The organism is Polaromonas sp. JS666, assembly GCF_900103405.1.
Taxonomy (GTDB): domain Bacteria; phylum Pseudomonadota; class Gammaproteobacteria; order Burkholderiales; family Burkholderiaceae_C; genus Polaromonas.
The window spans coordinates 728,388-753,300 of the sequence record NZ_FNHX01000001.1 but is presented as its reverse complement, the minus strand read 5'-3'; the positions used below and the strand labels follow the sequence as shown (position 1 = coordinate 753,300).

Here is a 24,913-nt window from a genome sequence, read left to right as displayed (position 1 = left end):
AGATCAACACTCTGTCAACCACCCCTTGGCCCGCCTTGCCGCGCGCAGGCCGCGCCCAAATTGGCGACAATGCAGCCCAGAAAGCGAGAAACCGAACATGCCCCTGCACTTTGCCGACCGCCTCAACAACGTTGAAACCTCCGCCATCCGCGAACTCTTCAAACTGCTGGGCAAGCCCGGCATCGTCAGTTTTGCCGGCGGCTTCCCCGACCCCGCCATGTTCGACGTGGCCGGCATCCAGGAAGCCAGCAACAAGGCTCTCACCGAAGAACCCGGCGGCGCGCTGCAATACGGCGCCACCGAGGGCTACGGCCCGTTGCGTGAACAGCTCAGCGCTTTTATGGCCACCAAGGGCGCCAAAGACGTCGCACCCGAGAACCTCATCGTCACCACCGGCAGCCAGCAGGCGCTCGACTTGCTCGGCAAGACCATGATCTCGCCCGGCGACAAGGTCATCGTCGAAGGCCCGACCTTCCTGGCGACCATCCAGTGCTTCCGCCTCTACGGCGCAGAACTCATCAGCGCACCGATTGATGCGCACGGCGTCAAGACCGACGAGCTTGAAAAACTCATTGCCCAGCACAAGCCCAAGTTTGTCTACCTGATCCCCACCTTCGGCAACCCCAGCGGCGCGCTGCTGAGCCTGGAGCGCCGCAAGCAGGTGCTGGAAATGGCCGTCAAGCACCAGACCCTGATTGTTGAAGACGACCCCTACGGCGACCTCTACTTCGGCGAAGCGCCGCCCCCTTCGTTGCTGGCGCTCAGCCCCAGCGTGCCCGGCAGCCGCGAGCTGCTCGCGCATTGCGGCTCCCTCAGCAAGGTGCTGAGCCCGGGCCTGCGCGTGGGCTGGATGGTCGCCCCCGCCGAGCTGCTGGCCAAGGCCACCATGTGCAAGCAGTTCAGCGACGCCCACACCAGCACCTTCGCCCAGGCCACCGCTGCCCAATACCTCAAAGCCGGCCGCATGCCCGACACCCTCAAGCGCGTGCGCAAGGTCTACGGCGAACGCGCCACCGCCATGGGCAATGCCTTGAAACGCGAACTCGGCGACGCGATTGAATTCACCCAGCCGCAAGGCGGCCTGTTCTTCTGGGCCCGCCTCACCGGCGCGGGCGGCAAAAGCAGGGACGCCGGCGAATTCGCGAAGAAGGCGATTGAACAGCTCGTGGCCTTTGTGCCCGGCGCGCCTTTCTACGCGGCCAACCCCGACCTGGCCACGCTGCGCCTGAGTTTTGCCACGGCCGATGTGGCGAAGATTGAAGAGGGTGTGGCAAGGCTGGGCAAGGCGCTGTAAGCCACCGGGCGGCATTGCCGTTTTTGCCGCGAGGCCGCCACGGACGGCCTCGCGCGATGGATTCATCAAAAAAAGAGAAGAGGGAGCTTATGAGTGAACACCTGACGGAGCCCGTGCCACCGCACGGCGGGATGGATGCGGATGCCTACCCCGCGCCGCCCCAGCTGCATTGGGCCCTGGTGCTGCTTTTTACGCTGCTCACGCTGGGCATCTTCATGATTGTCTGGATCTTCATCCAATCCACCTGGGTGCGAAAAATCAACCCGGCCTCCCATGTGACCAGCCAATTCAGCGCTTATGTCCTGCTTGCCATCGTGAGCCAGGTATTGGTGGAGGGCTCCGGCAACCTTAAGGCAGTGGGCCTGCTGCTGACGCTGGCGTCCTATGTGGTCTTTTACTTCGGCGCGTATTCCATCCGCAGGTCCATGCTCAACCACTACAACAGCGTTGAGCCCATGCAGCTCAGGCTTTCGGCGGCGATGACTTTCCTCTTCAGCACCTTTTACCTGCAGTACCACATGACCCGGATTGCGCGGTGGAAGGCCGCGTCGAAACTGGCCATCTAGCGATCATCAGGGCGACGGTTGCAGCTTTTAAAAACCTCAACAACCCTGGAGCCTGGCGATGCGCAAAACCTCACAACCACAAACCGCATGGCTGGCAGTAGCGGCGCTGGCGTTCTCGGTCTTTGCCGCCTTTACCGGTTTTCCCGCGTTCAGCCAGACGGCCGCACCGAACGAGCCCTCGCAAGCCATCGCAGCGCCCAACCCCGAAGACGCCGCGCTGGGGCAGCAGCTGATGGCCGCCGCCCAACTGCTGCAACTCCGCCAGCCCGAGCGCGCGATCACCGAGCACCTCGACAAAATCATCGCCGCCTATGAGCTGCGCTACAAGGACGAAAAATTCAGGCCCTACACCGGTCGCTCGCGCGTTGAACAGCTGCTCTACCTTGTGCAGGCGGCCGCCTCCAAGCAAGAGCCCGAGCAGGGCGCCATCATCGTGCCGCAGATCTGGTCCGACGCCTGGTACCTCAAGGGTTATGCGCTGATAGAACTCAGGCGCCCGGCCGAAGCGCGCAGCGCGCTTGAAGCCGCGCTGGCCCTGGCGCCGCGCAACGCCCAGTACCTGGGCGAGTTGGGCAACTGGTACCTGGGCCAACGCAACTGGCCCCAGGCTCTGAAGATTTTTGAACAGGCCGAAGCCGCCGCCAAAGCGTTTTCCCCGCCCGAGGTGAAGAACACGGAGCTGTCCCGCGCCTGGCGCGGCTTCGGTTATGTGTATGTCGAGCAAGGCCGCTGGGACGATGCTGAAAAAATCTACCTCCAGTGCCTGGAACTCGACAAGAACGACAGGCGCGCCCAGAACGAACTCAATTACGTGCGCAGCCAGCGGCCAAGCCAGCGCGCACCCGCCGCCACGCCCTGAAGCCGGCCCGACGACGGGCCTCAGCCCGTGTGTGCCAGTTTGCCGGCTGGGGGCCTTACTCGTTGATCTCCGCCTCCACCAGCTTGCCCAGCAACACCAGCGACTGCTGCCAGCCCACATAACATTGGTCCGCGGGGATCACCGCGGGAATGCCTTCCTGCACCACATGCATTTCCACGCCGGCGGAGACCTTGGCCAGCGTGATGGTGGTGGTCATCTCGCCCGGCAGGTTGGGGTCGTCGAAGCTGGCGGTGTAGCGGATGCGCTCGCCGGGCTTGAGCTCCAGGTAGCTGCCGCCGAAGGAGTGGCTGTGGCCGTTCGTGTGGTTGGTGAATGACATTTTGTATTTGCCGCCGACCTTGGCGTCCATTTCATGAACGGTGCCGGTAAAGCCGTTGGGCGGCAGCCATTTGCTCATGGCGGCGGGGCTGAGGAAGGCGCGGTACACCCGGTCAGGGGTGGATTGCAGGACCCGGTGAAGCTTGACGGTATTGGTAGTCATGGCGTGTTTCCTTGGTGAATGACAGAGACAAAAGAGAGAGAAAGAGAGAAGGCAGGGGCCGCCCTCTACCTGTACGACGAACGGGCCACAGCGAGATCGACATGGTTTTTGGGTAAATCTGTAATATTTTCTATACGGTGCGCTTGCACACCATCAACAGCGCCGTGCCATCCGGCGTTTGCACTTCGCCCACCGCGCGAAACCCGGCTTTTTCATAACAGCGTATCGCGCGCGCATTGCGCGGGTCGGGGTCGGTCTGGATGTGGGTGACCTGCGGGTCGGCCAACAGCCGGGCCACAAAGGCCTTCACCATTGCCGTGCCCAGGCCGCGCCCCAGCTGCGCGGCGTCGGCAATCGACTGGTCTATCCCGCGCACGCCCGGGTCGGTTTCGTCCTCCCACCAGCCGTCGCCCGAGCCCATGGCCACATAGGACTGGATGTACGCAAAAGGCCGGCCGTCCAGCAGCGCGATATGCGGTTGCACTTTGCTGGGGTCGTTGATCCATGCGCCGTATTCGGCTTCCACCTCGGCCAGCGTGGGGGCCGGCCCCCACCACTCGGTCCAGTGCGGGCGCGCCAGCCAGCCGTGCAGCAGGGGCAGGTCGGCCGCCTGCAAGGGCCTGAAGCTGATATTCGCGGCCGCGGCGGTCTGCGGTGCGCGTAGTGCGCTGTCCATGGTATCTCCTGGGGTGGGTTCTCAATCGACCTGCCATTTTGCACAGGGGGCAGGGTGCCATGCCCCTTGCCCATACGTTTTGCAGGTGTTTGCCTACAATCCGATACAGCGTGGGTGTGTCGCCCGCTCCCTTGATTCGGGCCTGTTCACCTTCATGACTTCCGCCGCCGCGCACAGCGCCATTCGCGCCTCCTCTTCGCCAATTTCCCCCGCCACCCGCCGCTCCATCCTGCTGCTGTCGTGTGCCACCTTCTCGAGCATGGTGGCCCAGCGCATTTGCGATGCCATGCTGCCCGAGCTCTCGCGCGTGTTTGCCGTCAGCCTGGCCCAGGCGGCGCAAGTGGTCTCGGTGTTTGCCGTGACCTACGGCATCTCACAACTGTTTTACGGCCCGCTGGGTGACAGGCTGGGCAAGTTCCGCATCGTCACCTTTGCCGCGCTGGGCTGCAGCGTGGGCAGCGCGGTCGCCGTGTTTGCCAACAGCCTGGACGTGCTGCTGCTGGCCCGCATCATGATGGCCCTGGGCGCGGCCGCGCTGATCCCGCTGGCCATGGCCTGGATAGGCGACACCGTGCCGGCCCACGAGTTGCAGGAAATGCTCACACGCACGGGGCTGGGCAGCACCCTGGGCATTGTCTGCGGCCAGCTGCTGGGCGGGCTGCTGACCGATGCGCTCGGCTGGCGCTGGGCGTTTGCGTTTCTGGTGTTGCTGTTTGGCGCGGTCGGCTCGCTGCTGTGGGGTGATTTGCGCCGGCAGCAGGCGCTGCCGAAAGCAGAAGCGGAGGCGCAGGCGACCCCAACACCAACACCCGAAGCGTCCGCAGCACCCATGGCGCGCCCGCATTTCCTGAAACAGACCTTGCTCATCATCAGCCGCCCCTGGCCCCGCACCATCCTGCTGCTGGCCGTGATTGAAGGCGCCATGGGTTTTGGGGTGCTGGCCATGTGGGCTTCGCATTTGCACCATGCTTTGGGCTTGTCGCTGTCGGCCGCGGGCGCCATCGTCGCGCTCTTTGGCCTGGGCGGCGTGGGTTATATGGCCGCCGGCCGCTCGCTGATCCCCCGCCTGGGCCAGCACGGCCTGGTCTTGTTGGGCGGCGGGCTGCTCGGCATCAGCGCGCTGGCCATCGCCTATATCCCGCACTGGGGCCCGGCCATCCCGGCCAGCCTGGTCGGTGGTTTTGGCTTCTTCATGTTCCACAACGTCATGCAGGCCAACGCCACCCAGATGGTGCCCGAGGCGCGCGGCACGGCGGTTTCGCTGTTTGCGTCTTTTTTATTCCTGGGCCAGTCCCTGGGCGTGGTGCTGGCCGCGGCCTTGATTGGCCGCATTGGCAGCAGCGCCGTGGTGGCACTGGGAGGAGGGGTGATGGCGGTGGAGGGGGCTTATTTTGCTTGGGTGTTGAGGCGGCGGGGGGGCTAAAGGTGTCGCAGTATCAAGTGCGCCACGTTATAAGAGGTTGAACTCTTCGTCGAAGAGGAGCGCTCAGAAAAAGCCAAGTGGCGCAGGACATCCATCTCCTGTCGGGCGCGGCCAGTGCAACTGAAAAAAGCTATCGTTCAGCGGAATGGGCTGATGGCGGCTGCGCCCAAAGTTGTCCTCGATCTCGTCAGCCAACTTAGTTATCGTGACGTCGTAGATATGAAAAGGTTAGAGTCGAGCAATAAAAGCAATTCAGACTAGGTAATTTTGTCGAAAGCTTAGTAAGTTGCTAAACGTACGTTTTTCCTTACTTCAGCTTTATTAATCATGATGGTGGGGGACGCCAAAAATGAAACTAATCCGTCGGCGAAAAAATGTTGCGGCTTCAGATCCATATAACACTCTTGCCAATCCAATTGCGGCTAGTGTTCTGACCTCTGAGCAATATATGAAGGCTGTCGCAACCTTCATATCGTTTGAAAGCGATTCTCTACTTGAGGTTAGGTTTCGTGCGCTGTTCGAAAAACCGCGATTTAGAAACGTCTTCAATAGTGAGGCGGTACGGATAGAAGATTTTGCAGACAAGAAAATTGTTCGCGCAAGAATTTCGCCACGTCGTGCCGTCGGCATTTATCGCGGAATCATCGCCGGTAATCGAGAAAAGCTAGCCTTGTTCTATGCGAGTAGGCGGCAATATGAGCGAGCCTTCTTGCTTGGAGATTTTGTTGCGGCCGAGGCTATCGCTGAACGACTGAAAAGCGATTGTGGGGAATCACTTTGGTACGTGAGATCGAAAATGGTGTTGCTCTCGAAGCAAGGCCGATTGGATGAAATGGAGAAATTTGCGGCTGAATGTAAAGCCCGCACAACCTCAGGTTTTATCGAAATGGTATTTAGCTGGTATTTGCTTTTGGCCAGCGATCCACTCTTGCATCTTCGTAAGGTGGTTACATCAACTATAAAAGAGCTAGCTGAGGGCCAACAACAGGACTGGTCAGACTTTTTCTCTTTGATGTTTATCCCAGCATCAATGGTCCCTGTTGGTCGTGGCCTCTCGTGTTTGACCTTAGTGCAGATATTGCCGGTCGTAGATCAGGCGTGCCTTCTTGAGGCCCTGATTGGAGAACTCGATTCGTCGGGAGAAGATGTTCTGGATGGAATGAAGCTTTTGCTGATAGATCTGAAAAAGCTCAACTTACCCTCAGAAATATCAACTATTCATGCTTTAGTCCAGTATGAAGAGGAAATGCTTTATAGGTTGATAGCTTCATATGAGCTGGGGAACTATCCAGAGATGTTTCAGTTGTTCAGCGATAGCTTCAGTAGATCTGGGCCATTGTTTGCTCCGTTAAATTTACTAGCTAAGGCTACTGCGTCTGGAGGCGGATGGCCATTAATTTCTCCAGAATCGCCGTTAGGTCAATTAATCTTGATTCTCGGGCAAATCTACATGCTGGACTCACAGCCGGGGAAACTAGAAGACGACTATCTGGCGCAGGTCATCACATTAAATGGGTTCAATAGCACAGGTCACCTACAACTAAGTCTGTATAAGGCATTACCGTATCGATTGCCACGTAAACGGAGAGGTGAGCTAGCAAGGTATGCGAGCAATGGATCGGAGCAAGGTACTCCTCTCAGCTCTCTGTTGTTAGTTTCAACTGAGCCAGTGCTGGAGTATCAATACTCGTCTGACGTGGGGGTAATGCCCGAACATCGGCGCATCAAGCAGGAGATTAGAAGGACGTGGAAGGTTGTGCGGCGAGACTCAATAGAGGACCTGCTATCTAGATATGCCGAGCTCACACCTTTAAAAAAAGATCATCTCGAACTTGCTGCTGCTTACTATCTAGCTTCAGCTGCACATGACTCTCTGGTGAAATTTGGCGCTCGCGCCTTAGCTTCCAATCCGAACGCCTATGTTGCGTTACCCATGGAAGAGATGCTTGGTCATGTTGAAGTTTCGCGCGCCTCTCATATTGAAGCCGTGATTATTTCGTATTTCTATGCCAAGCGTATCGATAAGCGCAAAGAGTATGTATTGAATGAGACGTACGAAGAGTTCTTGCTAACTCAAGGGGCAGAAAGGCCCATAGCACTCCTAGAGAAGCTGGATATGAATGACCCGCTTTCAGTGGTATTGCTGCGAGATGTTTCGGCACTTGATGCTATGGATTTTTTAGGATGTTTCGAGGATAGCAATGATCTGCGATCTGAACGAATCCGTATCCTGGATTATTTAAAAGATCACCAAGCCATCGATCCGGAAGCGCACGGTCAAGAAGTTGACGAAATCGTTGGTCAAGTTGTGATCGATGCTGGAGCTACAGAATTTAACGAAAGCAAGATAGACGTTAATTCGGCGGCCATCAAACGCAAGCTAATGGAAGACGTGACATCTTTGCTGAAGTTATACAAATCTTTCAGCACTGAGAAAGAGGAAAAGGTTATTAGAGTGGGTATGGATGACACGGAGCAAGATTCAATTCAAGCTCTGGTCGTTGGAGATAGAAATACAACGCTACTTCGCTTGCTAAATCTCATTAGAGATGCTTTTGTAAATGATGAGAAGTATGGGTTAGATAAAAACTTGAGCACGGAAATTCGACATGGATTTTTCTCAAATCTTATTCGTTCTAGGCTTGAAGACCGGCGCCTCATCACTGAGATCGATGATTCAGGAAAATATAAGAGAAACGAGTATTGGTTGCAGGCTAACTCGCTGCTTCACGAAGAAATTCTTAAGGAAATTGATGAGCATCTAAGCTGGTTTTCGGCGAGCTTTAATGCGCTTGTGTCTAAAGCAGAGGAATGGATGAAAGTCACCTCAGAAGTGAATGAATTCCCAAATCGAGTCTTTCGCTATCCTCTGTATATGAGCGAGTTTTCGCAATTTCATCCTATTGCATCTAAAGCAAATGCCGAGGAATTTTTAGATTTCTGCATCTCTCGATTGTGGGTTGAAACGGAGGCTTCATTGGTTGCAATGCGAGAGCTTCTAAATGTCGAATTCAAACAAGAGGTAGGGCTGTTATTTGATGAGCTTCTTGAACGAATTACGGAGGCAAAGAAAAATGCAGCAATGCTTGAGCTAATGACGGCCATAGTTCAAGTTCGTCGAGACATACAAGAAGACATTACTACTGTCTCTGAGTGGTTTAAACGAAATGAAGGTGCGTTCAATAGCGATCGCTATATGGTCGATATCCTAGATATTTCAGTTGAATGTTTTGCACGAGTGAGAGGTATGGCGCTGGATGTGGACATAAAGGCGTGTGAAACTGAAACTTCGTTGAAGCTTGAGGGGCAACAGGTCAAAGCCTTTATCGTGGTGCTCGTCAATCTATTTGAGAATTGCTGCAGAAAAAGCGGCTTTGGCGGAGAGACCAAAGTGCGTGTTTTTGAGCATGGCAACAATTCATCCTGGTCTCTTCGGATCTGTAACGACTTATCCCCAAGCAGATTGGCGGAATGCACTCCTGAGTATGTGCGTGCGCTTGATCTGCGTATGCGATCTACAAAATCTTTGGAGTTAATGCGAACTGAAGGGGGAACTGGTCTGAGCAAAGTTTTCAATCAACTTCGCCTAATCAGCGATCGCTTCAATGTGGAATTATCTGTTGTAGGTCGGTCGTTCGAGGTGGAAATTACTTATGAAAAAAACTGTACTTCTAGTTGAAGATAACAGGCACAAACGTGAACGGGTTTTGGCTTTTCTAACGGAGTCATGGAGTTCATGGGCCGTCACGCAGGCTCAATCATTCACATCAGGGTGCAGATGCGTTGCCTCTGACGAATACGGTCTTATCCTTATGGATATGAGCTTGCCCACCTATGACAAATCGCCAAAAGAGTCCGGTGGTCGTTTCCGTACTCTTGGAGGCCGGGAGGTAGCTCGTAAGGCCTTGCGAAAGGGCTCGCAGACAAAAGTACTTTTCTTAACTCAGTACGACGCGTTTGGTGATGGTCCCACGTCTCACACTCTTGAAACCTTAGATGCAGAGCTAAGCATGGAATTTAAGAATCTCTATTTGGGGTTGGTGTATTACGACAGCTCCCAGAGCGCTTGGAAAGAAAAAATATCTAAAGTTTTAGAGGTGTTGGATAGTGAAGTTACTAATAGTTGATGATGATGAGAAGCGCAGTGATGGGCTTAAGGCCTATCTCGAAGCGCATTGCTCTATCCCAGCCTCTGATATTTTTAAAGCCTCACATTTTGACGAAGCAAAAAAATTACTCAAGGCAATCTACTTCGACGTGCTTGTGTTGGATGTCGTTCTTCCAAAGAGGCTAAACGAAAAAAGCGATGCGAGAGTAAGCCTTCAACTTATAGAACAGTTGAGTAGGAACGCCTATTTAAAAAAGCCCGAAAAAATTATCGGTATTACAGGTCACCTAGACGATATCGGAGGGTTTCGGCGGGAGTTCGAGAAGAATTGCCTCGTCGTCATAGAAGCCCCTTCCAACTCAGATGTTTGGAAAAAGAAGATAGGAGAGTCACTTTCCTATACGGATGCGTCCAAATTTTCACGCGTCTTCAATGAAGCTAAGGCGACATTGATAAGTGTGCATGGCATACGAACATTTGGGCAATGGCAAGTGAGATTGAGGAATTTGGTGGAAAAAAATACTGATCAGGTAAATTTTCACACGTACAAATTTGGCTACTTCTCAAGTCTGCTTTTTCTCATTCCCATTGCAAGAACTTATCAAGTGAGACGATTGCGTGATCGACTTGAATCCGCGATTGAAGCTGCGCACAATCAAACGTTATTCATTTTTTGTCATAGTTTTGGCACTTATCTTGTCGCCCATGCTTTGAAGGAGCTCGTGAATGCTAAGGTTCATTTCCCTTCTATGACACTTGTTCTATCTGGTAGTGTCTTGGAGTCGGGATTTGATTGGGGGTTTTTAACCCGAGATACTCGCGTGCGAATTGTTAACGATTGCGGCGCGGACGACAAAATTCTGTGGTTGAGTGAGGCGTTCGTGTATGGAACAGGGATGGCTGGAAGGGATGGATTTCACGGCTTCAACAATCAAGCCTTGATGAACAGGTATTTCAATGGCGGGCATAGCTTGTACTTCGATGGGGATGAGTTCATGGCTAAGTACTGGATACCGTTAATTACGCTACACGAGAGCAAGTTAGCTGAAATTGACGAACGGAAGAATCGCAATTTTTTCGTTGGCTGGGGGAATAATGTAGTGGGGCTATTGGGGACGATCAAAGCTGGGTTTTATTGGGGCTTGGCCGCACTACTCATTTGGCTGTCTATGAGCGGCTATCTAAATATTCTTAATACCGTTAATGGGAACTTCCATTTGTAGAGCGAGCCGAGATCAGTGTTAAATTCATGATCGTTCGCTGCTAGTACTCTTTATCCCGTCCTAATCACCGTCACAAACCCCGTCCCACTCTCAGCCAGCCAGACCTTCCCGGGCCGCCCCAGAATCTGCCGCACCGCGGCATTGGCGCGGGGCAGGGGTATCACTTCAAACTTCTCGCTGGCCGGGTCAAAACGCAGCATCGCGTTGTTGTTCCTTCGTGAGCGTTATCAGGGGCGAATGCCTGACATCTCAATCAAAGCCCAACACCCCGCGAAGCAAACTCCACCACTGCCGGATCACGAAGAAGAATGGCCTGCGCCAACTCTCGCGCCAGGGTGCTGACGGCATATTGTTGTGCCTCGGCAGCGGAGTATGTGTTGCCGAGTTCGGCGCCCCAGACGGCGTCGGAATCCACCAGGATGAACTCGGGGACCGGCTGGGAAAAGGAGGCATGAAATGCAATGATGTGCCGGTTTTGCCATGTGGTGCCCGTACCCCATTCACCCAGCGTGATTTGCAGGTCAAGCCCGCGTTGCCGGTCGCCCTCAAACCAGCGGGCGAGATAGGTGGCCAGCGGAGCGCCCGCCCTGTAGATGTCACCGTGCGCAACGCACACGGGCTCCGTGCAGCCTTCAAAGTCCTCGTAGATGTCGCTGCCCAGTTCGGTGAATGTCAGGTCTTCAGCCATACCTCACCCTTGCGCAAGCCGTGCTGACTGCAATGCTGCTACTGAGCTTCTTCACGAACCACGCCTCCTCACTTCGATTGAGAGAAAACTGGCTCGGCGAAATCCTGAGGGGTCAGCGTGACATCGCCGTCAAATGCACGCGCCACCGCTGTGGCATAGACCGGCGCCCAGTTTTTCAAAGCTTCATAGAAATTTTCGCGGGCTGGATTCTGCGCCACCACCTTGACATTCCAATCGTTAAAAGCGCGAGCGGATTTCTTGCTTTTAGGTATTCCATAGGGTCGAGGGTTAAAGGCGACTCGCATCACGAGACAGTCGTAAGGCGTGTATTTGGTGACGATGATGAAAGGCATATCGGAGGAATATTTGGTGCCGGCCGATACGATGTCGCGCGCCCAAGCTTGGAAGACCTCGCCTCTGGATCCATCGACAATACCGCTTAGATAGCCTATTCGAATACAGAATTGATCGTTCAAACTGCGTTTTCGATCATCAATCCAGTAAGAATCGCCCAATGTCTTGCACGGCTCATCGACCCAATTGAGGTTGTCGGATTGCTTGGTTGCCGAGATCGTCAAAAGCCGGTTGAGTCTTCCTTCCAGAATTTCGTCGAAAGTGATATCAAGCATGGTCGCACCACCGCCAGATGCGCTGGAGTTGCGCTCGGCATGGTGGATGACGCGCCACTTTCCCGCTGGCAAGGTGATGACGCGGCGGCCGTACTTGAACGCACCTGAGACGGTGTCGCCAGCACGCAATGAGCCGGCCGTTACAACCGGCTCTTGTGCGTACGTGAACTGGAGCGAGAAAAGAAGTAAGGCCGCAAGAAACACCCGGAGAAGCGTCGGTGTGGTTTTGGTGGTGGCTGGCAGCATTGATTTCCTCGGTTCTAGCTAATGGTTTTATTGGGGATGAAATTAACCTCAAGAGGTTAACAGTGCTCTTGGGGGTTCCAGCCGCTCTATTGGCTTAAAACCGGTAGTCGGAGAAAAACTCATCTGATGAAGAAAGTTTTTCATTGCGTCGGAGGGATCGATGGCGTGGTAGCTCAGCTTTTCTATCGTTGATCGCGGTGCCAGATAGGAAAGAATTGCAGACTGCTTCAAATGACCGGTTGCGCTATCGACAAGATCATCGACGGCATTGATCTGGACCGCATCGACAGGAATGAGCGCTAGTATTTCCCTGGTGACTCGCAATGACGCGCTGCACACGTGATCTTGATAAAGACGGTTGTATTCGCCTTTGGGAATAGCTTTGACACTCGCGCGTCCAGACGCCAGAAGCTTGGGCCGCTCTTTGGGGATTACGTCCTCGCCGTGCACGCTTAGATCTATGACGACCAAGTTAGGGTTTTCTATCTGAATTAGGAGGTTCTCACCAAGGAGGCCGACGGCGTGTAGAGGTTCGTAGAGTTTGATGGCTTCCAACATGGCCGCCGGATCTTTGGCCAATATGCGTTTTGCAAACTCGACTTGGTCCTTGTGGTCGGCAAGGTCCTCTTCAAACTTGGTCGACTCCTCACGAAATCGTTGCTGATCTTCTATTTTCGCTGCGGACAAGGCATCAGAAAGTTTTTTCAATTTCTTTTCCGTACTGCCAAACAGCTTGTCCAGCCAGGATGGCTTGTACTGGTCCAAACGGGACTGGGCAGCAGTCGCAGACTTTTGGCTCAATTGAGGTTTGGCGGGCGCAAGAGCAGCGGCTTGCGATTGCCAATTAATGGATGGGGAGCAGGATCGATGAAGCGTAATCAGCTTCTCGACATACTCCTCGAAGTCTCTGACGGCTTCGGCCGCTTGTTCACGGGCTTCGAGTTTTTCCGAGAGAGCGATCTCCTTGGCGCGCTGCCTAGCCCTGCGATTTGAGTTTCGTTCTGCTTCCCTGGAAATTGCTCCCAGCGTCCGTAGCGTTCCGCGCCAACCCATATCTGCCTCCTTCGCCTCCGATTGAGGTGTAAGGACATGTTAGCGATCTAGATCGTTCGGGGCATCCTCTACTTGAAGGGGTATTGAAGTATTCAATCCTCACCCCGTCCTGATCACCGTCACAAACCCCGTCCCACTCCCAGGCAACCAGACCTCGCCAGGCCGGGCCAGGATCTGCCGCACCGCAGCATTGGCGCGGGGCAGGGGGATGACGTCAAACTTCTCGCTGGCCGGGTCAAACCGCAGCATGGCGTTGTTGCTCCACTCCGACGCCCAGACGATGTCCTTGCTGTCGATGTGGAGCCCATAGGCATCCGGGTCTGCGGTAGCAACGAGCCCCTCAAATCCCCTGGCCCCCGGATACCTCAATCCGCTGCGCATTCACCCAACGGTTGTTTTCGGTCAACAAGCTCGCGATCATGGGACCTATGTCGTCGGGCAAGCCGGCGCGGCCCAGAGCCGTGATGCCGGCGAAGATTTTGTTGATTTCGGGGTTGTCGCGCACGGCGCCGCCGCCGAAGTCGGTTTCTATCGCGCCGGGCGCCACCGTGTTGACGGCGATGCCGCGTGCGCCCAGTTCCTTGGCCATGTAGCGGGTCAGCACTTCCACGGCGCCCTTGACCGCCGCGTAGGCGGCGTAGCCGGGGTAGGAGGTTCTTGTCAGGCCTGAGGACAAGTTGACGATGCGGCCGCCGTCGGCAATCAGGGGCAGCAGGGTTTGGGTCAGAAAGTAGACGCCCTTGAAGTGCACGTTGACGAGGTCGTCGAATTGCGCTTCGGTGGTGTCGCCTATCAGTGCGTAGTCACCGTGGCCGGCGTTGTTGACGAGGTGGTCGAAAGTGCCCCGCTGCCAGCTGCCCTGCAGCGCGGCACGCAGGCGGTCGGCGAAGGGCGCGAAGGTGGCGACCTTGCCGGTATCCAGCTGCAGGGCCACAGCCTTGCGGCCCATGGCCTGGATGTCGGCGACAACGGCTTGTGCGTCTTCGGCCCGGCTCTGGTAAGTGAGGACGACGTCCCCGCCGCGGCGGGCGATGCTGAGGGCGGTGTTGCGGCCCAGGCCGCGGCTGGCGCCGGTGATCAGGGTGATTGGGGTGATGTTGCTCATGATCGGGTTCTTGTCTGCAGGCTTGGTGAATGAGGATTCCAGTGTCCGGCGGGCGGGCCGGTGCGGGTTGCCGGAAATTCGGTGCTTCTTGCCTGATCCTCCAAATTTCGGCGCCGGGCTCGCGGCACTGGACCGCCAGCGGTTAGGCTTGCGGCATGAGCACGCTCCCTTTTCTTCTGGATGTTGTCGGCCGTTATGCCGAAGCCCATGCCGACAAGGCGGGTCTGGCGCAGACGGCCATCCCTGGTCTCAGCCTGGTGCGCGCGACTTCGCCCAGCGGCCTGGTCCATGCCATATCGCAGCCGCTGGTCAGCCTCTTGTTGCAGGGCAGCAAGCAGGTGGCCATGGGCACACAATCCTTCGCGTTCAGCGCGGGTGAAACCCTGCTGATCACGGCGGACGTGCCGACCGTCAACCAGATCACGCGTGCAAGCCTCGCCCAGCCTTACCTCTCGCTGGTGCTGGAACTGGACCTGGCGGTGATCGCGGAGCTGGTGCTGCAGATGAAGGACGGGCCCGCGCCCGACACTGCGGCTGTGCGGGTGGGCGCGACCGAAGCCGAGGTGGCCGAAGCGGCGTTGCGGCTGATGCAATTGCTCGATCGCCCGGCGGCCTTGCCGGTGCTGCAGGCGCAGCTGGTGCGCGAGATGCACTACTGGCTGCTGGCGGGCCGGCTGGGCGCCGCGATACGGCGACTGGGCTGGCCTGACGGCCATGCGCAGCGTGTGGCGCGCGCGGTATCTGTGCTGCGGGCGGATTTTGCGCGGCCTTTGCCGGTGGAGCGGCTCGCGGGCGTGGCGGGCATGAGCCTGTCTTCATTTCACCAGCACTTTCGCAGTGTGACCTCGCTGTCGCCGCTGCAGTTCCAGAAACAATTGCGGCTGATCGAGGCGCGGCGTTTGATGCTGTCGCAAGGCTTGAGCGCGAGCAGTGCGGCGTTTGCGGTGGGCTATGAAAGCGTGCCGCAGTTCACGAGGGAGTACGGCCGCATGTTCGGCTTGCCGCCGGTGCGGGAAACGGGCGCGACGCGAAGCCGGGCGGCGGCGACAGCCTGAAGATCGTCGTCATGCACAGCGCGCTTGGGCCGGGTGCTGTCGGGTGCTGCCGGATGCTCACCCCGTCCTGATCACCGTCACAAACTCCGTCCCACTCTCAGGCAACCAGACCTCCCCGGGCCGGCCCAGAATCTGCCGCACCGCGGCATTGGCGCGGGGCAGGGGGATCACCTCAAACTTCTCGCTGGTCGGGTCAAAACGCAGCATGGCGTTGTTGCTCCATTCCGAGGCCCAGACGATGTCCTTGTTGTCGACGTAGACCGCATAGACATGCGGGTCGGCACCTGGGGCTTTATACGTTTTCCAGCTGTTGGCGCCTGTGCCCAGTGCCGGGTCGTGCATGGAGAGGTTGCCGCTGCTCCATTCCGAAACCCAGATGCGGCCCTTGCTGTCTGACCAGACCCGCCTTGCGCCCTGGCGCGGGGTAGGTGGCTCGACGATGCGGGATTCGCCGGTTTTGGTGTCCATGTGGGCGATAAACGATCCAGCTAAGGAGCACCACCAGATCTCGCCTTTGGGTGTGGCGCAGATGCCGTAAGGGCCTCGGCCGCGGGGGGAGTCCTTGACGGTCACGGTGCCTGCGCGTAAGTCGACCTTGCCGACATAACCGCTCTGGCCGGTGAACCACAAATTCCCCTCGCCGTCGAAGGCGCAGGTGTTGAGATTGGCATACGGTGTGCCGGCGGGCAGGGGGAAGACTTTGACCTGGCGCGAAGGCCAGGCGACGCGGGCAATCGCGTTTTGCCCGCCGTCGGTCAGCCAGGCTGCGCCGTCGGGGCCGGCAATCACGCCGTGGGGCGATGAGCCTCCGCCCAGGGCAACCAGTTCGGTCTTGCCGCTGCGCGGGTCAAACCAGCCGAGGTGGCCGCTGCGCTGGGCCGAGAACCACACGCCGCCGTCGGGCGCGGGCGCGATGTCGTGGATGCCGGTGGCGGAGCGGGTGTTGAGCGGCCAGGATTGCAACCGGGGTGACTGGGCTTGTGCCGCGCGGGGTGTGAGCAGGGCGGCACCCAGGGCCGGCAGGGCCGCGAGTGTCGTGCGGCGCTTGAGGTCGAAGGTGAAGGCGAGCTGTTGCTGCTGCATTGCCATGGCAATACCTCCTGCTGCGCAGAGTATTTTTTTAGCCGCTGCGCGGAACATGGTGGACGGGTTTGAACCGGGCGAACCCGGGCGGGTGCTCAGCCCATTGTGGCGGCAACAGCGGCGGCCATCAATGGGGCTTGTCCCCGTCCCCTGTAGCGCCGTCCTGGAGGTATTTCTCGACCTTGCTGGCCTTGTCGCCGACGGCGGCAATGGCGCGCCTGAGTTGTTCGCGGTCGGCGTGCAGTTTTTGTTCCCATGCGGCGGCGGCCTGGGGGTTGTGGAGGTTGATGCGGTCGGGTTGCTCGACGGGGCGGTGCGAGAGAAAGCTCATGGATGGAGGTCTCCTTGGCGTCTGTTCGGCGTGTTTATGCGTTTGGCGCCTGTATATCAATAGAACTACCTTAGCGTGATGCCGGTCTGCCGCTTGTAGGCCGGCGCCGACATTTGGGAGCGGCAAGCGCTCCTGGCGGCGCCGGAAAGCAGCTGTTTTTTTCCGGTTTTGCCGGCCTTTCGCCACCCTTGTTTCACCGCGCCGCCGTCCTACAAAAGGGGTTTACAGCGCCCCAGTAAACTTGCAGGCAATGAAGAATCCCTTCCAGACCCTTTTCCAGGCACCCCTGGGCCCGCGCCTGCGCGCATTCGCGGCCTCAATTCCCGGCCGGCTGCGCAAGCTGACCAAGCGTGACCTGGCCCTGGCGCTGGCCATGGTCCCGGTGATGTTGCTGCTGTACACGGTGCTGCTGCTGCCGTTCACGCCCAGCATCAGCGATTTGCGCAAGGCCAAGACGGCCAAACCCTCGGTGCTGATGTCGGTGGACGGCCAGGAACTGGCGAGCTTCCAGCGCGCCAACCGTGACTGGGTCAAGCTTGATGCGATTTCGCCGAATGTGGTGGCCGCGCTGATCGCAACCGAGGACCACCGCTTTTACGAGCACCACGGCATGGACTTCCGGCGCACGGTGTCATCGGTGCTGCTCACGCTCACGGGCCGCAAGCAGGGCGGCTCCACGCTCACGCAGCAGCTGGCGCGCAATATGTACCCCGAGGAAATCGGCCGTTCGGCCACGCTGACGCGCAAGCTCAAGGAGGCGATCACGGCCTTCAAGATCGAGGCGGTGTACAGCAAAGACGAGATCCTCGAGAGCTACCTGAACACCGTGCCTTTCCTCTACAACGCCTACGGCATAGAGATGGCGGCGCGCACCTATTTCGACAAATCGGCCAGCGAGCTGGACGTGCTGCAAAGCGCGACGCTGGTGGGCATGCTCAAGGGCGCGAGTTATTACAACCCGGTGGTCAACCCCGACCGCGCGCTGCAGCGCCGCAACATCGTGCTGATGCAGATGGTCAAGCACGGCAAGCTGCCCGCGGAGAAACTCGCGGCGCTCAAGAAAAAACCGCTGAAGATCGACTTCGAGCGTCTGGACCCGGAACTCGGCGAGATGCCGCACCTGGCGCAGCAGCTGCGCCGCTGGCTGATCGAATGGGCGGACCGCAACGACTACAACATTTACGCCGACGGGCTGGTGGTGCGCACCACGATCGATTCGCGCCTGCAGGCCATGGCCAACAAGGCGCTGGTGGCGCAGGGCGAGCGGCTGCAGAAAATCGTCGCGGGCGACTGGCGCTTCAATTCGGGCTGGAAGGCCAAAAGCGGCGCGCAGCGCGAACTGGCCCTGGCCTTTGTGCGCGACACGCCCGAGTACAAGGCCGCGCGCGCCGCGGGGCAGAGCGACGAGCAGGCGCTTAAAACCCTGACGGCCAATGCCGCTTTCATGCAGGCGCTCAAGGACGAGAAGACGCGGCTGCAGGCCGGCTTTATGGCGCTGGACCCGACGAACGGCCAGGTGCGGGCCTGGGTCGGCAGCCGGGATTTTTCGGACGACCAGTTTGACCATGTGCAGCAGGCGCGGCGCCAGCCGGGCTCGACCTTCAAGCCTTTTGTGTACGGCGCGGCCTTTGAGGAGGGTGCGCGGCAGAGCGACGGTTTTGTCGACGGCGTGGTGGAGATCCCGCTGGGCAACGGCGCCTTCTGGCGGCCCACCGACGGCGGCGGGCCCAGCGGTGAGTTCATGAGCCTGCGCCAGGGTTTGATGTTCTCCAAGAACACCATCACCGCGCAGGTGATGCAGGTGGTGGGCCCGGCCCATGTGGCCAAGCTGGCGAGAGCCATGGGCGTGCGGCAAAGCAAGCTGGAAGAAGTACCGTCGCTTGCGCTGGGCACCAGCCCGGTGACGCTCAAGGAAATGGTCACGGCCTACGGCACGCTGGCCAATGACGGCCGCTATATAGAACCCATCATCGTCACGCGTGTGGAAGACCGCAACGGCAAGGTGCTGGAAGAGTTCGAAGCCAAGGCGCCGGAAACGGTGATGTCGGCCACGGTGGCGCAGACGCTGCTGGACGTGATGCGTGGCGTGATCGACCAGGGCACGGGCGCGGCGATACGCAGCCGCTACGGCCTGCGCGCCGACCTGGCCGGCAAGACCGGTACCACGCAGGGCAATACCGACGGCTGGTTTGTGATGATGCACCCGCAGCTGGTGGCGGGCGCCTGGGTGGGCTTTAACGACAACCGCGTGACCATGGGCGACAGCTGGGGCCAGGGCGCGCGCAGCGCGCTGCCCATCGTGGGCGAGTTTTTCCAGCAGGCCATCAAGGCCAAGGTGGTGGACGCCGAGCAGCGCTTCCCGGCGCCGCAGGGCGGCGGTGTGACGGACCAGGAGCAGCAGCGTGTGGAAGCCTTGCTCAACGGCGCCGAGCCGCCGCAGGAAGGCCAGCCGGGCGAGCTGCCGGCCGGCGTGGGCATGGCGGGGGCGTCAACGGGCGGGCAGGGCGGCGCGCCGCGCTGGCAGCCGGCGCCCGTGATCAAGTACGTGACCATCCAGGCGCCGGCAGAAACACCTCAGGCCGTGCAGGGCGGGGATTCGGGCGGCATGCCCAATGTGGTGCTGCAGCCGCCGGCGCCGGTGGCGGCCGAGAAGTTGCCGGTGTTTCCGGGTGTGGTGGTGGGGCCGCCAATCGCGCCGCGCTAGCTTCTGGCACCCCCCCCAAAAAAACGGCCACTCGAAAGCGGCCGTTTTTCATTGGAAAGGGAAAGCGCGATCAAGGCTTGGGGGGATCGCGCTCCAGGTCTTTCCTGATTTCCTTGGCGGTGTCCTTGATGTCTTCCTTCACATCGCCGTAGGCCTTCTGGGCCTTGCCTTCAAACTCGCGGGCATGGCCCTTGGCCTGCTGCTCGGCGTTGCCGACCATCTTGCCGGTGTGCTCCTGCACTTCGCCGGCGACTTCCTTGATCTTGCCTTTGACCTGGTCTTTGTTCATGGGGATACCTTTCGGGTGGTTGGGAGGGACATGGAAAAACTCCATGCCTTCAAGTTAAGGGCTGCCCGGGGCGGCGCACGCAGGGAGGGGGCGCGGCCGGGTGTCGGCTGCGGACTACAACAAGGTGTTGCTGCCATGCCAACGCACGTGCAACGCTATGTCATTTCATGTGACAAGCCGCACCGCCGCCCGTTAGACTGGATCGAGTGCGACATTGTGCAAATGCTGCAAGAGGGCGAAACATTCTTAGGTCCCGCAGCATCATCAAAAGAGCTGCCATGAAAAAGAACATGCTGTTTTGGGGCTTGCTGGGAGGCGCCTCCGTGCTGCACGCGCAGGCCGCGTGGTTCACCGTGCTCGGCGACCCACAGGACCCGGCGCTCAACACCATAGAGGTCGATCCGGTCCCGGTGAGCGTGCAGGGCGAGACGCGCACCATGAAGATACGCGTGAGCCGCTCCCTGCCGCGCACCAGCTGGGACGGCGTGCCTTACCGCTCCTACACCTCCACCGTGCAGTTCGACTGCGCGAACAAGACCGCGCGCTACCTCTCGCTGGATTTCTACAAGGAGCCGCTGTGGCAGGGCGAGCCGCACCAGACCTCGACCTACCCTGAGGGCGTGGTGCGGCACATGGCGTTTCGCGACGTGACGCCCAACCCGACGCAGCGGCTGATACGCGCGGCCTGCCGCCCGGCGGAGAAAAACTAGCGGCGGCGGCGCCCTTGTGCCTTGGCGGGGCCGGCGCTACGATGGGCGGACGCCGCCATGTTGGGAGTGGCTGCGATACCTCCTCCAGAAGAAAGGCTTCTCCTCATGCCGCAACTCATTGCATCGGTCGAAGGCGTCGAAATCAAGCACATCTACCTGAAGAACGACCGCACGACGCTGGGGCGGCGGCCGTACAACGACATCGTGTTCGACAACCTGGTGGTCAGCGGCGAGCATTGCGTGTTTGAGCTCAAGGGCATCGCCGACGTCTACCTGCGCGACCTGGGCAGCACCAACGGCACCTACCTCAACGGCCACATGGTCAAGGCGCGCGAGCTGCTGCACGACAACGACATCATCAACATCGGCCACTTCAAGATCCAGTACCTGGCGACGTCCGCGCATGAGGAACCCGCCGAGAGCCAGGAAACCACGGCAATGTCGCTGGACGCGATAGGGCTGCCCGGCACCGCGGGGGCGCGGCAGGCCAGCTTGCGTGTGCTCTCAGGTTCGTCGGCGGGGCTGGAAGTGCCGGTGGTCAAGGCGGTCACCACCTTCGGCCAGCCGGGCGTGGCGGTGGTGTCGATCTCGCACCGGCGCGACGGCTACTACGTGGCCCATATGGATGGGGAGACGCCGTCCACCCTCAACGGCAAGGCCATAGGCCCCAAGGCCACTCCGCTGTCACACCAGGACGTGCTGAACCTGGCGGGGACCGAGATGGAGTTTTTGCTGAAGTGAGCCTGGCTCCGTCTCCCAGAGGGAGCGGGGACTTAGAAGATGCGCCGCCGCTTGGCGGCGCCTGGGGCACACCAGGGCCCCATCCATAACAACACCGGCGACGAGGGCGCACCATCATGACCAGACGCGAATGGCAATTGGCCATCCCCATCCTGATCGGCCTTGCGCTGTGCGTGGCGGCCTTTGTGCATGGCCAGAACATGGCCAACCCGGATGGGGGCATGGTGGCGCTGCGGGTGTTCAAGGCGCCGCAGGGTGAGCGCGTCGCCGTCGTCGCCAACAAGGCCTTGCATGTGCTGGATGCCCAGGGGCGCCGCATCGCGCGCCAGGACCTGAAGGCACTGGGCCTGGGCGAAAGCCCCGGCGACATGGACTGGACAGTGGATGCCCGGCAGCGGGTTGAGGCCTGGTTCTTTGACGGCGCCGCCGTGCCCCGCGTGCTGCGTTGCGCCTGGAGCGATGCGCAGCTGCAACTGGTGGACTGCCGCACGGCCATGGAAGGCCCGCAGCTCAAGAACAATGCACTGTCCCTGACCGTGCACCTGGCCGTGGACCGCCTGAGTGAGCGCGTCTTCATCGCCGATGCCAAGGGGACCCGCGTGCAGTCGTTTGACCTGGACGGCAAGGCCCTGGGCAGCAGCGACCCGCAGCTAGTGCCACTGCTGTTCCCCAACCGCCTGCGCTATCTGGGCAATGACACCCTGGTGGTGGCCGACAACGACCACCGCCGGCTGATCTGGCTGCGCGTCGCCGCCGGCCAGCCGACCGAGCTGTTGCGTAGCCTGGGCTCGGCTGTGCACGGCCAGGCCCGCCAGGGCCGCGGCAAGGTCACCGACGTGGCCCTGGGCCCGGACGGCACGCTGTGGATGCTGGCCGTGATGCAGGGCCAGAAGGATGGCGACGTGCTGGTGTTCGACGCCCAGCGGCGGCCCGTGGCGCGCGCGGCATTGGCCGATGATTCCGACCCGCTGCTGATCGACGCGCTGGGCAGCGCTGCGCTGGTCGGCGACTACAGCTTCATCAGGCTGAACCGCGTCGACGCGCAAGGCCGCGACCTTGGTGAGTTTGGCGACGCCGCTTTCCGTGGCGAACTGCAGGCCGTGCGACAGCGGGTGCTGTCCGGCGCGCTGTGGAAAACCGGCGCCATGGCCATGGGTGGCCTGCTCATTGCGGCCGGCCTGGTACTGGGCCTGCTGTTTGGCCAGAAACCCCAACGGCCGGGGGCGGTTTGATCACCACCCATGCCCGCAGAAAGCTAGATGAGGGAACTGCTCGGGTTGGTACTCGAGTAATTGACAGGCCTGCGCGGCGGGCCCTCGCCGGCCAGGCGCAGCGCGAAGGCGCGGGCCAGGGCCTGCAGCTTGAGGGTGGACTTCAGGTGCAGCGGTGTCATGCCGGCCTTGGTGAGGTCCGAGGCATTGCTGGACACACGTGAGAGCTGCGGCTGCTCGAGCTTGGCGCGGGCGGGGCGGCGGGCGCGTTCGCTGGGGGCGAGTTTGGCGGCTTCGCTGGTGGTGGCGCCCAGGAATTTTTCGCGCAGCAGCGCGGCGCTGGGCCGGCGCTGGCTTTCAACAATCCAGTAGGGCAGGCCGGCGCGGGCCAGCAGCTCGCGCTTGAAGCCGTGGTTGCGGCCGGTGACCTCACCGCGGCCCAGCACGTCGATGCAGCCCAGCACCGTGCCTTTCTGGTCGGCCAGGGCGCAGGAGAAATTCACCGTGCTCAGCAGCGCCTGCCAGTGGGCGTCGCCGCCGCGCTGGTTGGGTTCGATAAAACCGGTGAAGGGGACTTTGGGCAGGATGCGGTGCTCGGGGAACACTTCCTCCAGCCAGCGCCAGACCTGGAGCTCGTCGCGGCTGGCCAGGGGCTTGGCGCGCAGGGTGTGGTTGCGCGCCACTTTTTTGCGGGTGGCCACCACATGGGACAACCAGCGTTCATAAGCCAGGGCGCCGAGGGCCACACTGCCGACAAAGAGGAAAAACCCGATCAGAAAACTGCTGCCCGTCATGTTCGCGCCCTGAAATCGCCCGGAGGTCATACTGAAGAAGAAGGGCGTAGCGCCTATCCCGGCCCTGTTTATAAGGGATATCAGGTACATTTTTGGTTTTCTGTGAACTGCTTCACAATTTTTTACGAACGATCGTTCTAAAACTTGGCGCGCCGCCCGGCGGCCATCCCTCTTTTCTCTTTGATGAAACAAACTCCCGCAGGCGGCCTGGTGTATTCCACCGAGGCCGGAAGAATGTGCCCGGTCTGCCGCCGGCCGGTGGCGGCCTGCAGCTGCAAGCAGGCGGCGGCGCCCATGGCTGGCGGGCCGGTACGCGTGAGCCGCGAAAGCAAGGGCCGGGGCGGCAAGACGGTGACCGTGGTCAAGGGCCTGCCGCTGGACGCCATGGCCCTGGCGCTGCTGGGCAAGCAACTGCGCGCGGCCTGCGGATCGGGCGGCACGGCCAAGGACGGGGTGATCGAGGTGCAGGGCGACCATTGCAACACCGTGATGGCGGCGCTGCAGAAACAGGGCTATGCGCCCAAGCGGGCTGGCGGCTAGGGCTCTATATATATGAACCCCGAAGACCTGTTGCTGCTGGTGACCCGCGAAATGCCTTTCGGCAAGCACAAGGGCACGCTGATCGCCGACCTGCCGGGCAATTACCTGAACTGGTTTGCGCGCGAGGGTTTTCCCAAAGGCGAGATCGGCCGCCTCTTGGCGCTGATGCAGGAAATCGACCACAACGGCCTGAAGCCGCTGCTGGACCCGCTGCGCCGTTGAGCAGCGCGGCACTGCCGCGCGTCGCCTCCTACATTTGCAGTATTGCCCCCTGATGCATTACTGCGCAGAATCCTTGCACTCGCGTTGGCCGGCAGCATGCCGGCCCAGGCCGCACCCCGCGCCGCAACGCCCGCACGAGGTGACCCGAATGGAATACGAACTGCCCTTGGAAACCAAGGCCAGGAAAATGATGGCAAGGTTCCGCACCCACGAGTGGCTGGGCCTCGCCGCGGGCTTTCTGATCTTTGCCGCCGCCGACCTGCTGCGCGCCTGGTGGGCGCCGCAGCTTCCGGTGTGGATGGTGCGCGGCTGGTTTTTCCCCATCATCGTGCTGGCCTCGGTGGCCGCGCTCTACCTGTCGGTGTCCATGCACAAGGCGCTCAAGCAGCACAGCGTGGTGGACCCGCAGCGGCGGCGCGAGATGTGCCTGCTGTTCCTGCTGGGCTCGCAGGACCAGCAGGGCCTGAAGCTCATGAAACGCATCGCCATGGCGGCCAATGTGCATGCGCTGAGTTTCGGGATGGCGCTGGGGTTGCTGGTGTTCAGCCTGGTGCGCGTCTAGAGCCGTTCAAAAACCCTCCTGGCGTTGTTGCGGCCGCCTTGCCGTGCCAGGGCCTGTTAGCCCTGTGTTTGCAAATGCGAATGGGGTGAAAACGGCGCCAATCAAGGCGCGCGACGAATCCCAGACCGGGAGTCTGGGTGAGGAGTGCAACGCCGAGTGGCGCCGTTTTCACCCCATTCCCTTCGGGTTGCGATCAAAAAGGCCTTGCGCGGCGTTGCAAAGCCTTGACGGGGCTCGCCCCGCCTGCGTTTTGCGCCTTGCTCAAGGCCTTTTTGACTCGCAACGCATCTTGCAAACAC

General features: G+C 59.7%; 26 protein-coding genes. 15 read left to right on the top strand and 11 right to left on the bottom strand.

All coding sequences use genetic code 11. The features are described from left to right. Window positions 1-103 precede the first annotated feature (103 nt). The 3 genes from BLQ85_RS03675 to BLQ85_RS03665 all read left to right on the top strand — a co-directional run bounded on the left by BLQ85_RS03675 (window position 104) and on the right by BLQ85_RS03665 (window position 2,719). Window positions 104-1,294, top strand: coding sequence for an aminotransferase-like domain-containing protein (locus BLQ85_RS03675; protein WP_074575157.1), 1,191 nt, complete (start codon window positions 104-106; stop codon window positions 1,292-1,294). Window positions 1,295-1,383: 89 nt separating this feature from the next. Beyond that, the gene (locus BLQ85_RS03670; protein ID WP_074574861.1) at window positions 1,384-1,860 is read left to right on the top strand and encodes a hypothetical protein; all 477 of its coding nucleotides are present in this window, start codon (window positions 1,384-1,386) and stop codon (window positions 1,858-1,860) included. 58 nt (window positions 1,861-1,918) lie between these two features. Beyond that, the gene (locus BLQ85_RS03665; protein WP_083336724.1) at window positions 1,919-2,719 is read left to right on the top strand and encodes a tetratricopeptide repeat protein; all 801 of its coding nucleotides are present in this window, start codon (window positions 1,919-1,921) and stop codon (window positions 2,717-2,719) included. Between the two features lie 55 nt (window positions 2,720-2,774). Here the strand turns inward: BLQ85_RS03665 and BLQ85_RS03660 are convergent, their stop codons facing one another. Next, window positions 2,775-3,221: an SRPBCC family protein gene (locus BLQ85_RS03660; RefSeq protein WP_074574859.1), complete on the bottom strand. Its 447-nt coding sequence runs from the start codon at window positions 3,219-3,221 to the stop codon at window positions 2,775-2,777. Window positions 3,222-3,351: 130 nt separating this feature from the next. Beyond that, window positions 3,352-3,897 carry a GNAT family N-acetyltransferase gene (locus BLQ85_RS03655; RefSeq protein WP_074574857.1) on the bottom strand — a complete coding sequence of 182 codons (546 nt, stop codon included), beginning with the start codon at window positions 3,895-3,897 and terminating at the stop codon, window positions 3,352-3,354. A 154-nt stretch (window positions 3,898-4,051) separates the two neighbouring features. Here BLQ85_RS03655 and BLQ85_RS03650 point away from each other — a divergent pair, with 154 nt between their 5' ends. The 4 genes from BLQ85_RS03650 to BLQ85_RS24115 all read left to right on the top strand — a co-directional run bounded on the left by BLQ85_RS03650 (window position 4,052) and on the right by BLQ85_RS24115 (window position 10,651). Next, window positions 4,052-5,320, top strand: a complete 1,269-nt coding sequence (locus BLQ85_RS03650; protein WP_074574855.1) for an MFS transporter — start codon at window positions 4,052-4,054, stop codon at window positions 5,318-5,320. Window positions 5,321-5,669: 349 nt separating this feature from the next. Continuing rightward, a complete protein-coding gene (locus BLQ85_RS24125) occupies window positions 5,670-8,999 on the top strand; it encodes a hypothetical protein (RefSeq protein WP_139200878.1) in 3,330 nt (1,109 codons plus the stop codon). Further along, the gene (locus BLQ85_RS24120; protein ID WP_074574853.1) at window positions 8,974-9,447 is read left to right on the top strand and encodes a DNA-binding transcriptional response regulator; all 474 of its coding nucleotides are present in this window, start codon (window positions 8,974-8,976) and stop codon (window positions 9,445-9,447) included. Before BLQ85_RS24125 ends, BLQ85_RS24120 begins: the two co-directional genes overlap by 26 nt. Continuing rightward, the gene (locus BLQ85_RS24115) at window positions 9,428-10,651 is read left to right on the top strand and encodes a response regulator (RefSeq protein WP_139200877.1); all 1,224 of its coding nucleotides are present in this window, start codon (window positions 9,428-9,430) and stop codon (window positions 10,649-10,651) included. The genes BLQ85_RS24120 and BLQ85_RS24115 overlap by 20 nt, the downstream gene beginning before the upstream one ends. 253 nt (window positions 10,652-10,904) lie before the next feature. On the opposite strand, the gene BLQ85_RS03635 is transcribed toward BLQ85_RS24115, so the two are convergent. From BLQ85_RS03635 to BLQ85_RS03615, 5 genes are all read right to left on the bottom strand, one after another. Beyond that, on the bottom strand, window positions 10,905-11,339 hold the full coding sequence (locus BLQ85_RS03635; protein WP_074574850.1) for a hypothetical protein: 435 nt from the start codon (window positions 11,337-11,339) through the stop codon (window positions 10,905-10,907). A 68-nt stretch (window positions 11,340-11,407) separates the two neighbouring features. After that, window positions 11,408-12,214, bottom strand: coding sequence for a hypothetical protein (locus tag BLQ85_RS03630; protein ID WP_074574848.1), 807 nt, complete (start codon window positions 12,212-12,214; stop codon window positions 11,408-11,410). A gap of 48 nt (window positions 12,215-12,262) precedes the next feature. Further along, window positions 12,263-13,267: a hypothetical protein gene (locus tag BLQ85_RS03625; RefSeq protein WP_074574846.1), complete on the bottom strand. Its 1,005-nt coding sequence runs from the start codon at window positions 13,265-13,267 to the stop codon at window positions 12,263-12,265. Between the two features lie 99 nt (window positions 13,268-13,366). Then, a complete protein-coding gene (locus BLQ85_RS03620) occupies window positions 13,367-13,516 on the bottom strand; it encodes a hypothetical protein (RefSeq protein ID WP_371327258.1) in 150 nt (49 codons plus the stop codon). Window positions 13,517-13,607: 91 nt separating this feature from the next. Next, a complete protein-coding gene (locus BLQ85_RS03615) occupies window positions 13,608-14,372 on the bottom strand; it encodes an SDR family NAD(P)-dependent oxidoreductase (protein ID WP_217631797.1) in 765 nt (254 codons plus the stop codon). 155 nt (window positions 14,373-14,527) lie between these two features. On the opposite strand from BLQ85_RS03615, the gene BLQ85_RS03610 reads away from it, so the two are divergent. Further along, window positions 14,528-15,427 (top strand): AraC family transcriptional regulator, encoded by a 900-nt coding sequence (locus BLQ85_RS03610; protein ID WP_074574842.1) that lies wholly within the window; start codon window positions 14,528-14,530, stop codon window positions 15,425-15,427. Window positions 15,428-15,484: 57 nt separating this feature from the next. Here BLQ85_RS03610 and BLQ85_RS03605 read toward each other — a convergent pair whose 3' ends face one another. Both BLQ85_RS03605 and BLQ85_RS03600 read right to left on the bottom strand, forming a co-directional pair. Then, a complete protein-coding gene (locus tag BLQ85_RS03605; RefSeq protein ID WP_074574840.1) occupies window positions 15,485-16,516 on the bottom strand; it encodes a Vgb family protein in 1,032 nt (343 codons plus the stop codon). Between the two features lie 121 nt (window positions 16,517-16,637). Then, window positions 16,638-16,841 (bottom strand): DUF3606 domain-containing protein, encoded by a 204-nt coding sequence (locus BLQ85_RS03600; protein WP_074574838.1) that lies wholly within the window; start codon window positions 16,839-16,841, stop codon window positions 16,638-16,640. Window positions 16,842-17,091: 250 nt separating this feature from the next. Here BLQ85_RS03600 and BLQ85_RS03595 point away from each other — a divergent pair, with 250 nt between their 5' ends. After that, the gene (locus BLQ85_RS03595) at window positions 17,092-19,545 is read left to right on the top strand and encodes a penicillin-binding protein 1A (RefSeq protein ID WP_074574835.1); all 2,454 of its coding nucleotides are present in this window, start codon (window positions 17,092-17,094) and stop codon (window positions 19,543-19,545) included. A 70-nt stretch (window positions 19,546-19,615) separates the two neighbouring features. Here the strand turns inward: BLQ85_RS03595 and BLQ85_RS03590 are convergent, their stop codons facing one another. Then, window positions 19,616-19,834 (bottom strand): CsbD family protein, encoded by a 219-nt coding sequence (locus BLQ85_RS03590; RefSeq protein ID WP_074574833.1) that lies wholly within the window; start codon window positions 19,832-19,834, stop codon window positions 19,616-19,618. 278 nt (window positions 19,835-20,112) lie between these two features. Here BLQ85_RS03590 and BLQ85_RS03585 point away from each other — a divergent pair, with 278 nt between their 5' ends. The 3 genes from BLQ85_RS03585 to BLQ85_RS03575 all read left to right on the top strand — a co-directional run bounded on the left by BLQ85_RS03585 (window position 20,113) and on the right by BLQ85_RS03575 (window position 22,517). Next, a complete protein-coding gene (locus BLQ85_RS03585) occupies window positions 20,113-20,544 on the top strand; it encodes a surface-adhesin E family protein (RefSeq protein WP_074574832.1) in 432 nt (143 codons plus the stop codon). A gap of 105 nt (window positions 20,545-20,649) precedes the next feature. Further along, window positions 20,650-21,285: an FHA domain-containing protein gene (locus BLQ85_RS03580; RefSeq protein ID WP_074574830.1), complete on the top strand. Its 636-nt coding sequence runs from the start codon at window positions 20,650-20,652 to the stop codon at window positions 21,283-21,285. 116 nt (window positions 21,286-21,401) lie between these two features. Further along, entirely contained in the window at window positions 21,402-22,517 is a 1,116-nt protein-coding gene (locus BLQ85_RS03575) for an NHL repeat-containing protein (RefSeq protein ID WP_074574828.1), read from the top strand. A 23-nt stretch (window positions 22,518-22,540) separates the two neighbouring features. On the opposite strand, the gene BLQ85_RS03570 is transcribed toward BLQ85_RS03575, so the two are convergent. After that, a complete protein-coding gene (locus tag BLQ85_RS03570; RefSeq protein ID WP_074574827.1) occupies window positions 22,541-23,290 on the bottom strand; it encodes a DUF2726 domain-containing protein in 750 nt (249 codons plus the stop codon). Window positions 23,291-23,473: 183 nt separating this feature from the next. Between BLQ85_RS03570 and BLQ85_RS03565 the strand changes: the two genes are divergently transcribed. From BLQ85_RS03565 to BLQ85_RS03555, 3 genes are all read left to right on the top strand, one after another. Continuing rightward, a complete protein-coding gene (locus BLQ85_RS03565; RefSeq protein WP_074574825.1) occupies window positions 23,474-23,830 on the top strand; it encodes a translation initiation factor Sui1 in 357 nt (118 codons plus the stop codon). A 12-nt stretch (window positions 23,831-23,842) separates the two neighbouring features. Beyond that, complete coding sequence (locus BLQ85_RS03560) at window positions 23,843-24,052, top strand: DUF3820 family protein (RefSeq protein ID WP_007873974.1); 210 nt, start codon at window positions 23,843-23,845, stop codon at window positions 24,050-24,052. 148 nt (window positions 24,053-24,200) lie between these two features. Beyond that, the gene (locus BLQ85_RS03555; RefSeq protein WP_074574824.1) at window positions 24,201-24,614 is read left to right on the top strand and encodes a hypothetical protein; all 414 of its coding nucleotides are present in this window, start codon (window positions 24,201-24,203) and stop codon (window positions 24,612-24,614) included. The last annotated feature ends 299 nt before the right edge of the window (window positions 24,615-24,913 follow it).

Excerpts from the sequence above, each read along its gene's own strand:
- BLQ85_RS03655 (WP_074574857.1), bottom strand. The coding sequence starts at position 3,897 with ATGGACAGCGCACTACGCGCACCGCAGACCGCCGCGGCCGCGAATATC.
- BLQ85_RS03615 (WP_217631797.1), bottom strand. The coding sequence starts at position 14,372 with ATGAGCAACATCACCCCAATCACCCTGATCACCGGCGCCAGCCGCGGC.
- BLQ85_RS03600 (WP_074574838.1), bottom strand. The coding sequence starts at position 16,841 with ATGAGCTTTCTCTCGCACCGCCCCGTCGAGCAACCCGACCGCATCAAC.
- BLQ85_RS03670 (WP_074574861.1), top strand. The coding sequence starts at position 1,384 with ATGAGTGAACACCTGACGGAGCCCGTGCCACCGCACGGCGGGATGGAT.
- BLQ85_RS03635 (WP_074574850.1), bottom strand. The coding sequence starts at position 11,339 with ATGGCTGAAGACCTGACATTCACCGAACTGGGCAGCGACATCTACGAG.
- BLQ85_RS24125 (WP_139200878.1), top strand. The coding sequence starts at position 5,670 with ATGAAACTAATCCGTCGGCGAAAAAATGTTGCGGCTTCAGATCCATAT.
- BLQ85_RS03560 (WP_007873974.1), top strand. The coding sequence starts at position 23,843 with ATGAACCCCGAAGACCTGTTGCTGCTGGTGACCCGCGAAATGCCTTTC.
- BLQ85_RS03575 (WP_074574828.1), top strand. The coding sequence starts at position 21,402 with ATGACCAGACGCGAATGGCAATTGGCCATCCCCATCCTGATCGGCCTT.
- BLQ85_RS03620 (WP_371327258.1), bottom strand. The coding sequence starts at position 13,516 with ATGCTGCGGTTTGACCCGGCCAGCGAGAAGTTTGACGTCATCCCCCTG.
- BLQ85_RS03570 (WP_074574827.1), bottom strand. The coding sequence starts at position 23,290 with ATGACGGGCAGCAGTTTTCTGATCGGGTTTTTCCTCTTTGTCGGCAGT.
- BLQ85_RS03665 (WP_083336724.1), top strand. The coding sequence starts at position 1,919 with ATGCGCAAAACCTCACAACCACAAACCGCATGGCTGGCAGTAGCGGCG.
- BLQ85_RS24120 (WP_074574853.1), top strand. The coding sequence starts at position 8,974 with ATGAAAAAAACTGTACTTCTAGTTGAAGATAACAGGCACAAACGTGAA.
- BLQ85_RS03595 (WP_074574835.1), top strand. The coding sequence starts at position 17,092 with ATGAAGAATCCCTTCCAGACCCTTTTCCAGGCACCCCTGGGCCCGCGC.
- BLQ85_RS03605 (WP_074574840.1), bottom strand. The coding sequence starts at position 16,516 with ATGGCAATGCAGCAGCAACAGCTCGCCTTCACCTTCGACCTCAAGCGC.
- BLQ85_RS03580 (WP_074574830.1), top strand. The coding sequence starts at position 20,650 with ATGCCGCAACTCATTGCATCGGTCGAAGGCGTCGAAATCAAGCACATC.
- BLQ85_RS03610 (WP_074574842.1), top strand. The coding sequence starts at position 14,528 with ATGAGCACGCTCCCTTTTCTTCTGGATGTTGTCGGCCGTTATGCCGAA.
- BLQ85_RS03650 (WP_074574855.1), top strand. The coding sequence starts at position 4,052 with ATGACTTCCGCCGCCGCGCACAGCGCCATTCGCGCCTCCTCTTCGCCA.
- BLQ85_RS03565 (WP_074574825.1), top strand. The coding sequence starts at position 23,474 with ATGAAACAAACTCCCGCAGGCGGCCTGGTGTATTCCACCGAGGCCGGA.
- BLQ85_RS03630 (WP_074574848.1), bottom strand. The coding sequence starts at position 12,214 with ATGCTGCCAGCCACCACCAAAACCACACCGACGCTTCTCCGGGTGTTT.
- BLQ85_RS03585 (WP_074574832.1), top strand. The coding sequence starts at position 20,113 with ATGAAAAAGAACATGCTGTTTTGGGGCTTGCTGGGAGGCGCCTCCGTG.
- BLQ85_RS03625 (WP_074574846.1), bottom strand. The coding sequence starts at position 13,267 with ATGGGTTGGCGCGGAACGCTACGGACGCTGGGAGCAATTTCCAGGGAA.
- BLQ85_RS03590 (WP_074574833.1), bottom strand. The coding sequence starts at position 19,834 with ATGAACAAAGACCAGGTCAAAGGCAAGATCAAGGAAGTCGCCGGCGAA.
- BLQ85_RS03660 (WP_074574859.1), bottom strand. The coding sequence starts at position 3,221 with ATGACTACCAATACCGTCAAGCTTCACCGGGTCCTGCAATCCACCCCT.
- BLQ85_RS03555 (WP_074574824.1), top strand. The coding sequence starts at position 24,201 with ATGGAATACGAACTGCCCTTGGAAACCAAGGCCAGGAAAATGATGGCA.